This window comes from Dechloromonas sp. TW-R-39-2, from assembly GCF_016864195.1.
Classification (GTDB): domain Bacteria; phylum Pseudomonadota; class Gammaproteobacteria; order Burkholderiales; family Rhodocyclaceae; genus Azonexus.
The window spans coordinates 601,792-616,220 of record NZ_CP045202.1 but is presented as its reverse complement, the minus strand read 5'-3'; the positions used below and the strand labels follow the sequence as shown (position 1 = coordinate 616,220).

General features: G+C 53.5%; 16 protein-coding genes. 11 read left to right on the top strand and 5 right to left on the bottom strand.

What is annotated here, in order from left to right:
• Positions 1 to 133: 133 nt before the first annotated feature.
• Positions 134 to 835 (top strand): Crp/Fnr family transcriptional regulator, encoded by a 702-nt coding sequence (locus GBK02_RS03030; protein WP_203468304.1) that lies wholly within the window; start codon positions 134 to 136, stop codon positions 833 to 835.
• A 164-nt stretch (positions 836 to 999) separates the two neighbouring features.
• Here GBK02_RS03030 and blaOXA read toward each other — a convergent pair whose 3' ends face one another.
• Positions 1,000 to 1,797, bottom strand: coding sequence for a class D beta-lactamase (blaOXA, locus tag GBK02_RS03025; protein WP_203468303.1), 798 nt, complete (start codon positions 1,795 to 1,797; stop codon positions 1,000 to 1,002).
• Between the two features lie 518 nt (positions 1,798 to 2,315).
• Here blaOXA and GBK02_RS03020 point away from each other — a divergent pair.
• The 4 genes from GBK02_RS03020 to GBK02_RS16825 all read left to right on the top strand — a co-directional run bounded on the left by GBK02_RS03020 (position 2,316) and on the right by GBK02_RS16825 (position 6,624).
• Positions 2,316 to 4,046: a nitrite reductase gene (locus GBK02_RS03020; protein WP_203468302.1), complete on the top strand. Its 1,731-nt coding sequence runs from the start codon at positions 2,316 to 2,318 to the stop codon at positions 4,044 to 4,046.
• A gap of 99 nt (positions 4,047 to 4,145) precedes the next feature.
• The gene (locus GBK02_RS03015) at positions 4,146 to 5,633 is read left to right on the top strand and encodes a type IV pili methyl-accepting chemotaxis transducer N-terminal domain-containing protein (protein WP_203468301.1); all 1,488 of its coding nucleotides are present in this window, start codon (positions 4,146 to 4,148) and stop codon (positions 5,631 to 5,633) included.
• Positions 5,634 to 5,803: 170 nt separating this feature from the next.
• Positions 5,804 to 6,112, top strand: coding sequence for a c-type cytochrome (locus GBK02_RS03010; protein WP_203468300.1), 309 nt, complete (start codon positions 5,804 to 5,806; stop codon positions 6,110 to 6,112).
• Between the two features lie 299 nt (positions 6,113 to 6,411).
• The gene (locus GBK02_RS16825; protein WP_239003139.1) at positions 6,412 to 6,624 is read left to right on the top strand and encodes a helix-turn-helix domain-containing protein; all 213 of its coding nucleotides are present in this window, start codon (positions 6,412 to 6,414) and stop codon (positions 6,622 to 6,624) included.
• Positions 6,625 to 6,635: 11 nt separating this feature from the next.
• On the opposite strand, the gene GBK02_RS03000 is transcribed toward GBK02_RS16825, so the two are convergent.
• The 3 genes from GBK02_RS03000 to GBK02_RS02990 form a co-directional block, all read right to left on the bottom strand.
• On the bottom strand, positions 6,636 to 7,061 hold the full coding sequence (locus GBK02_RS03000; RefSeq protein WP_153151392.1) for a PAS domain S-box protein: 426 nt from the start codon (positions 7,059 to 7,061) through the stop codon (positions 6,636 to 6,638).
• Between the two features lie 90 nt (positions 7,062 to 7,151).
• Complete coding sequence (locus GBK02_RS02995; RefSeq protein ID WP_203468299.1) at positions 7,152 to 7,472, bottom strand: hypothetical protein; 321 nt, start codon at positions 7,470 to 7,472, stop codon at positions 7,152 to 7,154.
• Positions 7,473 to 7,673: 201 nt separating this feature from the next.
• The gene (locus GBK02_RS02990) at positions 7,674 to 7,874 is read right to left on the bottom strand and encodes a DUF3079 domain-containing protein (protein WP_153151425.1); all 201 of its coding nucleotides are present in this window, start codon (positions 7,872 to 7,874) and stop codon (positions 7,674 to 7,676) included.
• A gap of 869 nt (positions 7,875 to 8,743) precedes the next feature.
• Here GBK02_RS02990 and GBK02_RS02985 point away from each other — a divergent pair.
• The 6 genes from GBK02_RS02985 to GBK02_RS02960 all read left to right on the top strand — a co-directional run bounded on the left by GBK02_RS02985 (position 8,744) and on the right by GBK02_RS02960 (position 13,748).
• Positions 8,744 to 9,562, top strand: a complete 819-nt coding sequence (locus GBK02_RS02985) for a hypothetical protein (protein WP_203468298.1) — start codon at positions 8,744 to 8,746, stop codon at positions 9,560 to 9,562.
• An 18-nt stretch (positions 9,563 to 9,580) separates the two neighbouring features.
• Positions 9,581 to 10,822, top strand: coding sequence for a competence protein CoiA family protein (locus GBK02_RS02980; RefSeq protein WP_203468297.1), 1,242 nt, complete (start codon positions 9,581 to 9,583; stop codon positions 10,820 to 10,822).
• Between the two features lie 29 nt (positions 10,823 to 10,851).
• Positions 10,852 to 11,172 carry an integration host factor subunit beta gene (locus GBK02_RS02975; protein ID WP_203469278.1) on the top strand — a complete coding sequence of 107 codons (321 nt, stop codon included), beginning with the start codon at positions 10,852 to 10,854 and terminating at the stop codon, positions 11,170 to 11,172.
• Positions 11,172 to 11,738, top strand: a complete 567-nt coding sequence (locus tag GBK02_RS02970) for a hypothetical protein (protein ID WP_203468296.1) — start codon at positions 11,172 to 11,174, stop codon at positions 11,736 to 11,738. The genes GBK02_RS02975 and GBK02_RS02970 overlap by 1 nt, the downstream gene beginning before the upstream one ends.
• A 325-nt stretch (positions 11,739 to 12,063) precedes the next feature.
• Positions 12,064 to 12,663: a hypothetical protein gene (locus tag GBK02_RS02965; RefSeq protein WP_203468295.1), complete on the top strand. Its 600-nt coding sequence runs from the start codon at positions 12,064 to 12,066 to the stop codon at positions 12,661 to 12,663.
• On the top strand, positions 12,660 to 13,748 hold the full coding sequence (locus GBK02_RS02960; protein WP_203468294.1) for an ImmA/IrrE family metallo-endopeptidase: 1,089 nt from the start codon (positions 12,660 to 12,662) through the stop codon (positions 13,746 to 13,748). Before GBK02_RS02965 ends, GBK02_RS02960 begins: the two co-directional genes overlap by 4 nt.
• A 107-nt stretch (positions 13,749 to 13,855) precedes the next feature.
• Here GBK02_RS02960 and GBK02_RS02955 read toward each other — a convergent pair whose 3' ends face one another.
• A complete protein-coding gene (locus tag GBK02_RS02955) occupies positions 13,856 to 14,410 on the bottom strand; it encodes a hypothetical protein (protein ID WP_203468293.1) in 555 nt (184 codons plus the stop codon).
• Positions 14,411 to 14,429: the final 19 nt, after the last annotated feature.

Sequence of the window (14,429 nt, the reverse complement as noted above, 5' to 3'; positions counted from 1 at the left end):
GTTGACATGGCACCAGGGCATCAAGCTAATTCAAGAGTGCACGTCAAAGTGTTACCAGAAAATCGTACGCCAGTTCCAGTTTTGATTCAAATCAAACTATCATTTGCGCATTGTCATTTGCCTCGGGACGAATATGCGCGACCACAAGTTAATCAGCCTCGAAAGCCATCTGGCTCACTTGCCCCTGTTTGCTGGCATGGCTGCCTGCGATATCGAACACATTGCCAGTTGCTCCAAGCTTATCCACGCGCAAAAAGGCGATGTACTCTTTCGTGCCGGAGATGCTTGTACGGGCTTTCATCTTCTGGTTTTCGGCCAGGTCAAACTAGCATTCACATCATCTCAGGGCAACGAGAAGATTGTGGAAATAATTCAGCAGGGTCAAAGTTTTGGCGAAGCCATTATGTTTTTGGACCGGACCTATATTGTCTTTGCTCAAGCGTTGCAGGATTCGATGCTGATTCATGTCCCCAAGGAAGCCATACTGAATGAGTTGGAACACGACTACGGCTTTACCAAGAAGATGCTAGCCGGGTTGGCAAAACGCACACACGACTTGATGACGGACGTCGAAGCCTACTCGTTGCAGTCGGCCAAGCAGCGAATTATCGGATATCTGATGACTGATGTGCCTCAGGCAGCAATAGACACAGACAAACTGGAGTTTGAGCTCACTGTAGGCAAAGGGGTCATTGCCTCACGCCTCAACATCACTCAGGAACACTTCTCCAGGGTTTTGCACGACCTGTCGGATAGCGGGCTGCTTGAGGTGCATGGCAAGAAAATTCGGATTCCGAGCGTGTCCAAACTCCTCAAAACTCAAGACAACCCGTAGCGGTGAGAGCATCGCTAGTAACCACTGAAGGCTGTTCAGGGTCGAGGGCTGTTCTTCGTTACGGCAACTAGTTGGTATCGGCTAGGAGCCGGCCAGGAACTGCCGGTGAGCTATGTACGGTGGGCTGACTGCCTTAAGCAAACAACCGACATCGTCCTTCACAGTTAATACGGTGGCAGAGCACTGATAGAACGAAGTATGTTGCGCGTAATTTCTTGCCGCTTTGAGAGGTCATTCAGTCTGTTGGGCGTATCGATGTTCAGCGCAAAAAATACCGGTCCGGTTGGCCACTCGACCCAGCCTACCCACCAGCCAACCTTTCCACTCCAGCCGGTCTTAGCCCGCAATATCCAATCACGACCTGCCTCATTCACCATCACGTCCTTGATGAGCCGCTGATGCTCGACCGGGAATGGCAGTTCATTACGATAGAGATGACGCAGGAACGATATTTGTTCATTTGCCGAAATTGCTAGGTCGCCTTCGACCCAGAAAGGTTTGCCGCCTCCCGCAACTGCGTTGCCATACGCAATCTTTCGCATGTACTCAGTCTCACGCGCATCGCCAAGCTGCCGAGCAAATCGTTCGTAGACCCAGACAGTCGAATTACGCATCGCGGAGCGTAGGTTTTGGTCCTCATTCCACGCCTTTATCGAACGCTTGATGCCATCCCAGGGAATTACCTGGAACTCATCACGGAGAATTCCCGCGTCAAGAGCAAACAAGCTATGAGGAATTTTGAAGGTTGAAGCCGGCGAGTAGCGACGCCCCGCGCGCTCCGAGTCGTAAACGAAAGCCACTTCCTTCCCATTGCGGTTGTCTAAGACAACGATGGTGCCGTGCACCTCGGCTGTAGTAAAGAAACTGGACCAGTCTGCGCGCTCTTGTGAAGCAGACGCAGCAAGCGTCCTAAACGCAAGGACAATTGATAGCGAAAAGAGAATTAGGCTACGTCGATTCATCGCACTAATTGTAGCCGTCTAGCCAAGCTTGAATGACTGGTCTGTGCTTGATTGCAGCCGTGCTGCCTGAGAACTGTAACCGGCTGCAATGGGTCGTGAGTACTCAGTAGCGACTGGCCGCTTCCGGGAATTGGGTTTTTACTGACCGCTTTCCGACCATCAATTCGAAGAGGCAAACTGTCGCAAACCGACGCTTTGCCGACATGGTGGCTACTCGGTAACAGCCGTTCAGCCATACTCAATTTATGCGAGCTGGAATGCTACGAAGCGGCCGTTCTGGATATCTCAATACTGGGCTGCCCGTTGGCCAACACCAGTTCCCTTGAATCGTTTTTTTCGCCTCTGGTATGGCGTTGAATATCTATTCACTTAGCAGCTTGATTGTTATCAAGACTAAATTCTTCCGAAGACAGCCTCAATTGGTGCCTTCATTACCCCTTGATCTTGATCAAAGCAGCAAAGCCAAGGCTTGCGACAGTGCCGATCCTTATTCAAATTTTGAGAGGGTCAAGGGAGTCATGATTTCAACAAAATACAAACGCAGTAGCTTGATGGCATTGCCGCTTCTGGCGGCGCTTGTCCAGTTTGCCTTTGCCGAAACACCGGCCGCGCACGGCGACGGCGCGATGCGCGACTACCAGTCAGCGGGTGGTTCGCCGCTGGCTGACGTGAAGATGCATCAGGACATCAATCCGCTAGCCCCCAAGATGTCGGAACCCGAGTTCGACAAAGCCAAGCGTATCTTCTTCGAACGTTGTGCCGGCTGTCACGGGGTGCTGCGCAAGGGCGCGACAGGCAAGCCGCTGACCCCGGATATCACTATCGAAAAGGGGCTGGAGTATCTGAAGGTCTTCATCAAGTATGGCTCGGCCGGTGGCATGCCGAATTGGGGCACGTCCGGCATCCTGACGGACGATGAAGTCGATCTGATGGCTCGCTACATCCAGCAGACGCCGCCAGCGCCGCCGGAATTCGGCCTGAAGGAAATGGAAGCATCGTGGAAAGTCATCGTTCCGGTTGAGCAGCGTCCGAAAAAGAAGATGAACAATCTCAACCTTGAGAACCTGTTCTCCGTCACCCTGCGCGATGCCGGCGAGATCGCCCTGATCGACGGCGACAGCAAGAAGATCGTCAGCATCCTGAACACTGGCTACGCCGTCCATATCTCGCGCATGTCGGCTTCTGGCCGCTACATGTTCGTGATCGGCCGCGACGCCAAGATCAACCTGATCGACCTGTGGATGGAAAAACCGGACACAGTCGCCGAAATCAAGGTCGGCATGGAAGCCCGCTCGGTTGAAAGCTCAAAGGCCAAGGGTTACGAGGACAAGTACGCGATTGCCGGCACCTACTGGCCGCCACAGTTCGTGATCATGGACGGCGATACGCTCAAGCCGCGCAAGATCGTCGCCACCCGCGGCATGACCGTCGGCACCCAGGCTTACCATCCTGAGCCGCGCGTTGCCGCCATCGTTTCCTCGCACTTCAACCCGGAGTTCTTCGTTAACGTGAAGGAAACCGGCATGGTCTATTCGGTCGATTACCGCGACCTGAACAACCTGAAGATCAAGATGATCGAAGCGGCGCCTTTCCTGCATGACGGCGGTTTTGAGTCGACGCATCGCTACTTCATGGATGCGGCCAACGCCTCCAACAAGATCGCGGTCATCGATACCAAGGAAGGCAAGCTGGAGAAACTGGTCGAAGTCGGCAAGACCCCGCACCCCGGTCGTGGCGCCAACTTCATCGATCCCAAGTTCGGGCCGGTGTGGGCAACGGGGCACCTCGGCGACGACAGCATCACGCTGATCGGCACCGATCCGAAAAAGCATCCGGACAATGCCTGGAAGGTTGTCCGCACGCTGAAGGGGCTGGGCGGCGGTTCGCTGTTCCTGAAAACGCATCCGAAGTCGAAGAACCTGTGGGTCGATACCACGCTCAATCCGGAAGCCGGTGTCAGCCAGTCGGTGGCGGTGTGGGATATCAACAACCTCGAAAAAGGCAATGAGCTAATTCCGATCGGCGAATGGTCCGGCATCAAGGATGGTCCGAAGCGCGTTGTCCAGCCGGAGTACAACAAGGCCGGTGACGAAGTCTGGTTCTCTGTCTGGAACGGCAAGGACCAGGAATCGGCCATCGTGGTGGTCGATGACAAGACGCGCAAGCTGAAGGCCGTCATTCGTGATCCGAAGCTGGTCACGCCAACCGGCAAGTTCAACGTCTTCAATACGCAGCACGACGTCTACTAAGACTAAAGAGGGGGCATCGCTCCTCCGAGAGAGGAGTTACGCCCCCTTTTCTTTTTGCTTAGCATGAGGTCAGGAACAACTTAAGGAAATCCTCTCCAATTGAACGCCCGCTTTAAAGATCCGTATCGGGCTCAGCGCGAACTGCTCACCGGCAGCAGGTTCTTTGCCGGATTGCCGACCGTTTTGCTCAACGAGCTGGTCGAGGCGAGCCGCCTGATCGAACTTCCGGCCAACCAGGCACTATACGAAGCCGGCGACCCGATCCGCGAAGCGCACCTGCTGTTCAACGGCAGCATCAAGCGTAGCACCAGCATCCCCGGCGGCGCCACCAAGGTCATCGAACTGGTGCAGAGCGAGCAACTGCTGAGCTTGGGCGAACTATTCGGCGCCACGCACTACGCTTCGACTTGTTGCTGCATCACGCAGACCCTGCTGGTCGCGATCGATATTCGTAAACTACGAGAGGCCACCGAGAATCACCGCGAATTTGGCATGCGCATCATTACTGCCTTGGCCCGCCGTCAATTCGCGATTGAGTTCGATATCACCAGCCACCATTATGGTCTGACCGGAGCCCAACGCTTACTCGACTACCTGCTTGAATCGGCGGGAGAAAAAGCCAATATGGCGGGTGAAACGACCATCGTTCTCAAGGCCAGCAAAAAAGTGATCGCGGCGCGCATTGGCATGACGCCCGAGTCTTTCTCCCGCAATCTGCGCGAACTGAGCGACAACGGCGTTCTTGTCGTCGATGGCCGCAAAGTCCATATCCAGAATGCTGCCCTGCTCGATACAGTCGGCGGCGACAACGGGCAGAGGCTGAATTTCTGCAGAAAACGCAAAGGCAACGCGCTCGATGCCGAGACTCCGCTGTCGGCTGGCGCGCTGATCAACATGTGCGGTCGCCTGCGTGTGCTTTCGCAGCGCATGGCCATCGCGTGGTACATGATCGTTTCGGCGATTGCTCCACACAAGGCACTGGTCAAGCTCAACCAGTTGGAGAAGGAATTCGAGCGCAACCTGGCCCGTCTTGAAAAGCTAGAGCTGGCCGCTGAGTTCGCCGAGAAACTCGCGCTGATCAAAGCTTTGTGGCCGCGCTATCAACAACTGATGCGTGGCGACGAGTTATCCGCACAAAAAGTTGAAGATGTATTCGACCTGAGCGAGGAGTTGCTTCAAGCAACCGATGTACTGACTGGTCATGCGGCTGATCTGGGCGGACTCCCTGCGGCGCATTACGTCAACATGGCCGGCCGCAACCGCATGCTGTCGCAGCGCATCGGCAAGTTCTTCCTGTTTCGCGAGTGGCCTAGTCTGGACGAAAAAATTGCCGGGCTGACGCCACCTTCCTGCCTGGAGTTCGAAAGCAACCTGCAGACCCTGGGAAAAACGGCGAATATCCCGCCGGAAGTAGCCGCCCAGCTTCGGGTGGTCGCCAGCCAATGGCAGAAATTCATCCGCACACTCTGTCCGGATCTCTCCCATGCCGCCAGAACCCAACATGCCCGCCTTGTCATGGCTGAGGGCGAGCGCCTTCTGCGCAGTGTCGACACCACTGTCAAGTTGTTCGAGCGCCTGACCAAGTAGCGGAGTAGTCAACGAGTCGCAGGCATCGCGTCTTGATGTTCATCAATTAGACGCTTTGAGCAGCGTCAGACTCGGACAGGCCTCAGCAGGCTTTTGATTCCCATCAAAGCGCCAATATTTCCAACCGCGACATTACGTTCTCGCATAATTTCAACGAAGGGTTCATCCAAATGAAAGCTGTCCATATCGCAATGATGTTTGCCGTTGGTCTCTGCGTCTCCGGCCAGGCAATTGCCGACGAGGCACTGGCCAAGTCCAAGAACTGCATGTCCTGCCATGCCATCGACAAGAAGCTGGTCGGCCCGGCATACAAGGAGGTCGCCGCCAAATATAAGGGCGATGCCGGGGCGGTCGCCATACTGGCCACCAAGGTCAAGGCCGGTGGCAAAGGCGTCTGGGGTCAAATCCCGATGCCGCCGAACAACGTTACCCCTGACGAAGCGAAGAAGCTCGTTACCTGGATTCTCTCCCAGAAGTAACAAACGCCAGTCTTCAACGAGCAAGCAGCTTCTCGTATTGTTGGACTAAAACAAGCCGAGAGCCAATAAACGGAACTCTTCGTAGTTCCGTTTTTTATAGCAGTGATGTCTCTGCACAAGCGCTGCGCAGTTGCCTGTTGCTTCACGTCTCCAAGTCTGTGATCTTCGACGAACTGGATCGTGATCGCGACTATGTATGAAAAGTGCAGGCCGGGATGGCCATGCGCATGCATCAACTCATGCTCAATGTTGAAGCTTATTCCTTGTATTCAGGGAAGCAGCGCATCATTGGATAGTTGATGCATGAATTGCCGGAAAGCCGGCTCGATGACGAAAATACCGTTCTCGAACTTCACGTAAATAAAGGGCTAATTGCCTCCCGCCTCAACCAGACGCAAGAATACTTTTCTCGCATCCTTCGCGAATTGAGTGAGCTTGGTCTGATCAAGGTTGAAGGAAGGTGGATACTGATCCCAAGCGTTGACCGCTTGCACAAGTATCAGACGGCGTAGCACCACCCTACCTACTTATTCATGCTAATGGCGGCATCTTTTTCCCGAAGAACACGTTCTGTCACGTCTCGTGCCATGGCAACCGAACCAATGACCTTTTCGGATTCGTCGGTTACCAAAGCAAAGCTCATTTCGACAAAGATTCTCTCTCCCGATCTACGTTCTGCTCGTGTCAATGTGGGGCGGCCATGTAGGCGTGTAGAACCATTAACCATCGCAGCCTCAAAACCTCGCCAGTGCGCTGGACGAAGGTGTTCAGGAATTATCAGATCCAAGCTTTGGCTGTAAGCCTCGGCAAAGGTATATCCGAACATTGATTCTGCAGCTTGGTTCCAGCGTTCAATCACACCCTCTCGATTGGCGTAGATGAGCGCATCAGAGGTCTGCTCAAGGATTAAATCACTGAGTGAAGAAATTGCTCGCGAATACCCGTCCATAGCGGTCTACCTCAACAATTTACTTCCAACTTAGAAATTTGAACTCTGTAATCGTTCCACCAAGCCTTCTGTGAAACCATCTGGCAATTTCTACTCTTTGTTACTGCTCCCATTGCCGTGAGCTAAGCCAGATGAATTTTCGAGATCAGTCTGAAATTTTTCGCTCCCAACGCCAACGATTCGCCATGCATACATCACGCTGGTTTCACTGAATTCCAGGCCGGATTCCATATCGAGCCACCACGCGTTGGACTGCGCCCCTGGACCGAGATAGCGCCAGTGGCGCAATTCTCCGCTGCACAATTCGATCACATAAATTCCGTCGTTTTTTGGCTCAAGCATCGAGGAGCGAGAACATCCAACGAGCGTTTTCGCGCCAATATCTACCGGATTGTCATTCTTTGCTGTCATTGCTGGTTTTTGAGCCCGGCGCTACGGCGACTTCATCTCTTCGGCCCTGCTTCTGCACAATGCGTGCATTTTTTGCTGGGTTTGCGAACACGTAGCGACCATAAAGCACACAACCTTTCATTCCAGGGTCACAAGTCTGACCACCAACCTTGTGACACAAGCCATTAATTTCGTGTGGGCAACCCCATGAGCCGGCCATATTCAAGAACTCATCACTGGCGTTTCCGCCGAGTCGATGCCCCAATCGCCCCACTTGTACCAATCGTCTCCGAGCATTTCCGCCGGATGCTGGGTACGACCAGAACCATTGCCGCACTGCAACGAATTCACTGAACAATATTTATCGCAGCCCCAACAAGTCCGTTCAGGATGTTTAGGATGCAACGGAAATTTTTTTGCCATCTCGGGAGATTTGAAAAACACAGGGTCTTTACTCATAACCTCGGCCTTAATATCTGCTCAGTACTTATTATTGACCTGAATATACCTGACAAGATTACTCGGTTATGGGCGCAATCATTTGATTTCACTTAAACAATCCGCGATGTGGCGTTTGCTACACATGGCGAGTTGCAAATTTGTTGCATGCGCGGGATTTTCGGCGGATCTCGTGTCAAGCAGTCGTATGTTTGCTCACCGAATACCGGTCGTACAAGCAGATCTGAGAAAGCTGCAACTATTGAAATTGGATAGCCACTTGGACCGTCCGCAGATGGCCGGTTGGGCGTGGTCGCGACCGGCCGCTTTGTAGATGTCTAGTCCGTAAAACCAGGGTTTGCCTGACCGTCGGGTCTGGAGAAGGCTGGATGTCCGCAATGGGCGCGGAGTACGCATTCGCCAGAAATGGAAGCTGCCGTTCGCGACCACTCAAGGTGGAACGGCAGGTAAGCGGCGGATTGCTGCCCGATTGAGCGCCTCAGGCCAATGGCCGTTATGGCCGAGAAGTTGCCTGTGGCGACCGAAACAGGCCAACTTCGGAGTCATCTGTCTGGATTTCGGTGCACCGTTGGGGCATGTCGGTGCCAAAGGCTGCAACAGATCGGTCAGAGGCATAGGCCCGATAGGTACTCTCAACGACGCCCAGGCGCTAGCGTGTTGCCACCAGCAATCATTGCAGGCGCGGATCGAGCAGATGCGGGCGGGGTTCGATATATGCTGACCTTCGCCTCTTCGTTCTGGCTTTCGACATGGACACAGCAGAGCACAATTTGTATGCTCAGGTTCTAATATAGAACACCGCCTCCATTTTTAGAATGGAGTGTCCAGCGACCATGAGCCACACCCATTCCTTTACTCGACCGACCATCCTCGCCGCCATCGAATTGCTGGCAGAAAAGCTTTCGCAAGCAAGTTTTGACCAAATGATTTTGCGAGTAGAGCTGGAACAGGAAATCCCACAAGGCAAGGAAGTCAGCGTCAAAAGCAAGTCGACAAGGATGGCGTCGCTGGTGCTCCAGAGTGGCTTCCAAATGATTAATACCGTTGTTGGCCAGATGACCCTAGCAGAGGCGGTGATCAGGGAAGCCGTCAAAGTTTTGCCGGCGACCAACGAAACGGAGAGGGAGTCATTTCTGCGTGGGCTGGCTCGCGATGGCTATGTCATCGCCGCAGAAGAGCAATCAGGTCGCCCTTATCTTCGGGCAGCACTACCCGATGAAATTAATCTTCCGAAAACGGATGATGAAGTTCATTCGCTCTTGAAGCATTTCAACTTCTTCACGCCACTTGGGCATTTAGACCAGGCTATCGATGCCCATACCAGAGGCGATTGGGCTGCTGCAAACGCCCAAATGCGGACGTTTCTTGAGGGGTTGCTCGATGACATTGCTAAGCACGAATTTCCAGCGGATGTGGAGAACCGTAAGACCTCGGAAAATCGACGCACACTGCTCGCCGAAAAGGGTTTTTTGTCCTCTTCCAGAAACGAGATGACCACCGATGGCAAGAGCTTCGTCAGCGGTCTCTTCAAGATGCTGCATTCAGACGGCTCCCACCCGGGATTGTCGGATGAGGACCACAGTACATTCCGCCTTCATTTAGTCCTGGTGACCTCTAGGACTGTCCTGCGCCGGCTCTACTTCAAGCATTAACTCGGGCGCTCGAAACCGATGGCCGATGTAAAGCTACCCTTCGGCTGGCGCGACGGCGAGTACATCCATATCAGCCATGTGGATCGCGGACTGAAATGCAACTGCCAGTGTCCCGGCTGCAAATCCGATTTGGTTGCGAAGAAGGGCGAGGATAACGCCCACCACTTCGCCCACCACGCAAAGACCGATTGCACGTACAAACCAGAAACAGCGCTCCACGATTACGCAAAGCGCCTGATTGCCCGGCAACTGGCATTCACCACGCCTTTTCTCTATGTGGTTATCCAGGACGACAACTACAGGTTTTGGGTCGATGAGACGGTGCCCGGCAAGGAACACGCAATTCTTTCTGGCGCCTTCGAACAGGGATTTAAGGAGATCGTGCCCGATGTCCAGTTTGAGACCGACGCCGGGCTGCTTTTCGTCGAAGTGGCGGTTACCCATTTTGTTGATCGAGAGAAGCGTTCAAAGCTGAGACGCTACGGCATTCCAACGGTTGAAATCGACCTCTCAAAAATTGCCCTGGATACGCCACTTGAGGAGATCGATAAAGCCGTTCTCTCCAAGATGTCGCTGCGGAAATGGGCGTTCCACCCCGACGAATTTGATCTTCAAACTCGACTTCGGAAGCAGTTGCAGGAAAAAATTGCTCAATATGAATACGAGAATTGGCGAGATAACCCCTACGACCCTGATCTTGATGACGACGACCGCCACGAGGACGATGACGGCGATGGATGGGACTTACTAATCCAAGCAGCCGATGACTACGGCGGCGAAATGACTCATGAATGGCTACAGTCCATCCCGAAGAACCGAAGAATCGAGACATACAAAACACTCAACCACCTAGCAAAACTGACCTATCACTGTTTCTTGCTGGATCGACGACCAGAAACTTTGCCGCTGCTCTTCAACCGCAGAGATGCCGTTGGACCGCCATTTCTCTGCCCTTCCATCGTTTGGCGAACAGGCGTGTTTTTCCGTTTTGTGGTCGCCAACACTGAAAAGCGGGAGTTCAGACTTGGCGATGTCCTCCAATGGTGTCGCACCCGCTACGATACCTTTTCCTACGGGACCGGATTCGACGATCCTGACTCGCGCTATACCTCCCAAATAGATATCGATGACGAGGTAACGGAATTTCTACTGGAGCTTGAGCGGGAAGGCTACCTTGAATCTGATGGCTTCATTGCAAAGCGCCGAGTATTCAACCCAGCGATTAAATACCTTCCGAATTGGAGCCGTTTCAAGAGATAAGCTATTGAATGGATTACAATCGCAAGATCATGACACGCTCCGAACTCATCGCCCGCCTCGCTGAACGCTTTCCGTCATTGGTCACAAAGGATGCCGAAATGTCGGTCACTGAAATCCTTGCGGCGATCAATGGAGCCCTGGCACAAGGTGATCGAATCGAAATTCGCGGCTTCGGTAGCTTCGCGCTGAACTACCGTCCGCCACGCACCGGGCGGAACCCGAAGACCGGAGAGAAGGTGGCGGTTGGCGCAAAGTGGGTACCGCACTTCAAGGCTGGGAAGGAACTCCGTGAGCGGATCGAAGCGTCGGCACCAAGGGAAGAACCGGAACCGATCAAGAAGGCCGCTTGATGCCTGACTACCGCGCAGCCCTCGCCACCCGGTCCTCATACGTCGAGAACGTCCTCACCCACTCGATGATCGCCGCACTCGCTGGAGAGCTTTGGCGGCGTGATCCTGAGGTCCGTATGGACATTCTTCGAACTGAGGTCGATGAGTCGGGATTCGATCTTGTCCTCACAATGTCAGGGCGAACACGGTTCGTCCAAATCAAACAGGTCAACTCCGAGGGGAAAAACAAAAGCTTCTCCGTCCGAACCGATTTCACGCTGATGCCAGGTAGTTGCGTTGTAGTCATTGTCCATCGGGACTTCGACCTGGCTATCGAGGGTTACCGCTATTTTGGCGCCACCCCGAACGATCCGATGCCAAGCGTCGATGGCTTCAACTCCTCAGTCCTTCCCGGTCGACGGGATAAGGAAGGCAACAAGAAAGTCCGCGAGCACTACCGGGACATTCCAGGACCACGCTTCCGGAAGCTGCCTTCCGTTTCTGATCTGCTGGACGCCCTATTCCCGAACGCGGCCTCTCAGCCTGCGGAAGCCTCGCAGGTCACTGCGCCTGCACTTGCTGGCTGATCTTCGGCGACAACAACGCCCTCTGTTTCCAGGAAATAGAAGTTGCCGAACGCCGTCCAGTTGAACTGATAACCACCTCTCCAATTTTTCCCGAGTAGCTTTTCCGTGAGTAACGAAAACATTGGTTGCAAAGACTGAGTTCGAGACATCCCTGGGATTACGCGACAGAACCCAATAGCCTGAAAGCGTTTTCCTTTCTGAGCTACGTAGCCTCTTTGCTGGCCAGCAGGGAAACATAAGACCTCGATCCGAAAATACTGGCCTCACTTGTTGACGAATTAAAAAAAATGCACATAATACGTTGACGTTTTTCGGAGATTGCACAATGCAACGTTCTGGTTCTAATCTGCCTTCGGCCCTCAAAGAGGAATACCTGACCCTTGTCGCCAGCTGGTTTCTCGAAGAGTGGTATGCCACTGAAGACGACCTGGTGCGTGACACGGATACCCCGTACACCATCGGCACAACTCGCTTTGGTCGCCAAAAGCAGCGGATTAGCAATGAATACATGTCACGTCGTCACCCGTGGCTCCGCGTTGAAAACAACGGACTGGATATCGTCTTCTCTGTGAATGGCATCCCTTGTCGCTTCAGTAACGACAATCCTGATGCGCCAAAAAAGCGTGCCGTATTGGAAGTTCACCTCTTCCAAATGAGCCTGATTGAAGAAGCCGCCCCTGGCGAGGCTGCACGATTTGTTTTTGTCATCGACCAAGGCTTCGGCGAAATTGAAGAACCGCATGTCCTGCTACTGGGATTCTCGGCTTCTGGTCAAGAGGTCTGCCGTTGGCGTTCTGGTGGCATTCTGCGAAAGCTGGGAGATGCGAAGAAAACGATGCCCGCACCGGTCGAGATTCAAAAGCCGGTTATTACGCCGAAGCGGCGTGACCAGGATGACGATGCTGCTGCATCGGCAGGAGCATGAGCCCGATCCTCGGATCAAACATTCGACTTGCCCGCCTCTTTAACGGTTTTTCGCTCAACGAGTTGGGCGATTTACTAGGCAAGTCGAAGCAATACCTAAGTCGCGTGGAGACAGGAGCAGAACCTGTCTCCACTGCATTTGAGCAAGCATTGGTCGAGTCGCTGGGGGTATTGCCTGAATTCCTGCGGCACGTAGACCCGATGCCATTGACTGAAGAGCAATGCCACTTCCGAAAGCAGCTAACAACGAAAGCTGCGCTACGCCAGTATGCTCGCGCGCGAGGTGAAATGCTGAAGCGCCTTGTCTGTGTCCTCGATGAATATCTGAATCTTCCAGAGCACAGCATTGCGGAGGCAGACCCCTCATCTGAAGAAGCGATTGAGCGAGGAGCAGAGCGCTGCCGCGTAAATTGGGGATTAGGCATGGGGCCAATCAGCAACGTTACGCGAGTCGCAGAGAATGCAGGCGCAGTTGTAATGCGCGTCAATGGCTTGGCTAACGAGGTAGATGCAGTTTCATTCGCAACTCGTCGCCCTGTAATCGCCTTAAATGGTGACGGCAGATCAGCATGCCGCGCACGTTTTGGCATCGCCCATGAGCTTGGCCATTTTGCACTGCACTGCGGCGTACTGACCGGCGACCGACTAACCGAGGCCCAAGCCAATCGTTTCGCCAGCGCCTTCCTTCTCCCTCGCGCCTCTTTTCTGGCGGAAAACCATCTAGCTTTGCGGCGGTCACGTTTGAACTGGGAAGGATTGAGCGAACTGAAATTACGCTGGGGTGTTTCCAAGGCTGCTCTACTTTATCGAGGCAGACAACTTGGCGTATTTAGTGATGATCAGGTTCGCGCTGGCTACATCACGCTCAAACGGCATGGAGAGGCCATAGCCGAGAACGAAGACTCGCTGATGCCGCTCGAAACACCGGAAGTTGTGTCCGATGGCCTACAGGTAATGAATGAACAACTTGGAGTTCCGCTCTCTGCTGTAGCTCGTCAGATGGGCGTTCAGCCAAGGTTACTAGATGATTTACTCGGAAAAGCCACTGAAAGTAGCGATACGAACGTTGTAAATCTCTTCCGATAAGTCGACACCTGTCCGGCATTTCGGACGGTAGTCACAACAGTTCGTAGCATTTCGAAAAAAATTCATGGAGCAAAAAGGGGGCTCTCGCCCCCCTTGCCATATTCCGGTCAGTTACAGTTCCTCAAATCCTGCATCTGTAGGTCACTCTTTTTCGCCCAGCCCACAAACTTCCCACTTTCGGCAACCTTCAATCCAACGAATTTTTCAGCGCTTTGAGTTACGGTATATCCAATGTATTCAGATACCGCACCCGCCTTACTAGTACCGCTCTGATCGACATAGGCATTCACGCCTGGCTTGGCTGCCACCACGCACTGGCCGGCCCACTTATCCTGAGCAGGTGCTGGCGCAGGGGCTACTGCAGGCTTGTTGGCGATTCCGTAATTCAACGTCAGTTGTGCAACATAGGTGTTAAATTCGGACATGGTGTCGTTCGAGCATTTCCAGTTCGAACACGATGCCGTTTTGCGATCAATGTACTGCGCCTTGGCTTGCAGTTCCGCAAATTTCTCCTGCATGAATTTTGGGTTCTGCTTCAGATTGGCGATCTGACGTTGAATATTGTTCAGCATCTCAAACGTGCAGTTCTCGGCATTCCAGTTACAGGCTTGAGCAGCCGTGACAGACAGCAGGCCACACAGGGCCGCAAATAGCTTTTTCATGTGCGCTCCTTGATTCCGA

Coding starts and splice junctions, on each gene's coding strand:
- GBK02_RS03030 (WP_203468304.1), top strand. CDS start 134: ATGCGCGACCACAAGTTAATCAGCCTCGAAAGCCATCTGGCTCACTTG.
- blaOXA (WP_203468303.1), bottom strand. CDS start 1,797: ATGAATCGACGTAGCCTAATTCTCTTTTCGCTATCAATTGTCCTTGCG.
- GBK02_RS03020 (WP_203468302.1), top strand. CDS start 2,316: ATGATTTCAACAAAATACAAACGCAGTAGCTTGATGGCATTGCCGCTT.
- GBK02_RS03010 (WP_203468300.1), top strand. CDS start 5,804: ATGAAAGCTGTCCATATCGCAATGATGTTTGCCGTTGGTCTCTGCGTC.
- GBK02_RS16825 (WP_239003139.1), top strand. CDS start 6,412: ATGCATGAATTGCCGGAAAGCCGGCTCGATGACGAAAATACCGTTCTC.
- GBK02_RS03000 (WP_153151392.1), bottom strand. CDS start 7,061: ATGGACGGGTATTCGCGAGCAATTTCTTCACTCAGTGATTTAATCCTT.
- GBK02_RS02995 (WP_203468299.1), bottom strand. CDS start 7,472: ATGACAGCAAAGAATGACAATCCGGTAGATATTGGCGCGAAAACGCTC.
- GBK02_RS02990 (WP_153151425.1), bottom strand. CDS start 7,874: ATGGCAAAAAAATTTCCGTTGCATCCTAAACATCCTGAACGGACTTGT.
- GBK02_RS02985 (WP_203468298.1), top strand. CDS start 8,744: ATGAGCCACACCCATTCCTTTACTCGACCGACCATCCTCGCCGCCATC.
- GBK02_RS02980 (WP_203468297.1), top strand. CDS start 9,581: ATGGCCGATGTAAAGCTACCCTTCGGCTGGCGCGACGGCGAGTACATC.
- GBK02_RS02975 (WP_203469278.1), top strand. CDS start 10,852: ATGACACGCTCCGAACTCATCGCCCGCCTCGCTGAACGCTTTCCGTCA.
- GBK02_RS02970 (WP_203468296.1), top strand. CDS start 11,172: ATGCCTGACTACCGCGCAGCCCTCGCCACCCGGTCCTCATACGTCGAG.
- GBK02_RS02965 (WP_203468295.1), top strand. CDS start 12,064: ATGCAACGTTCTGGTTCTAATCTGCCTTCGGCCCTCAAAGAGGAATAC.
- GBK02_RS02960 (WP_203468294.1), top strand. CDS start 12,660: ATGAGCCCGATCCTCGGATCAAACATTCGACTTGCCCGCCTCTTTAAC.
- GBK02_RS02955 (WP_203468293.1), bottom strand. CDS start 14,410: ATGAAAAAGCTATTTGCGGCCCTGTGTGGCCTGCTGTCTGTCACGGCT.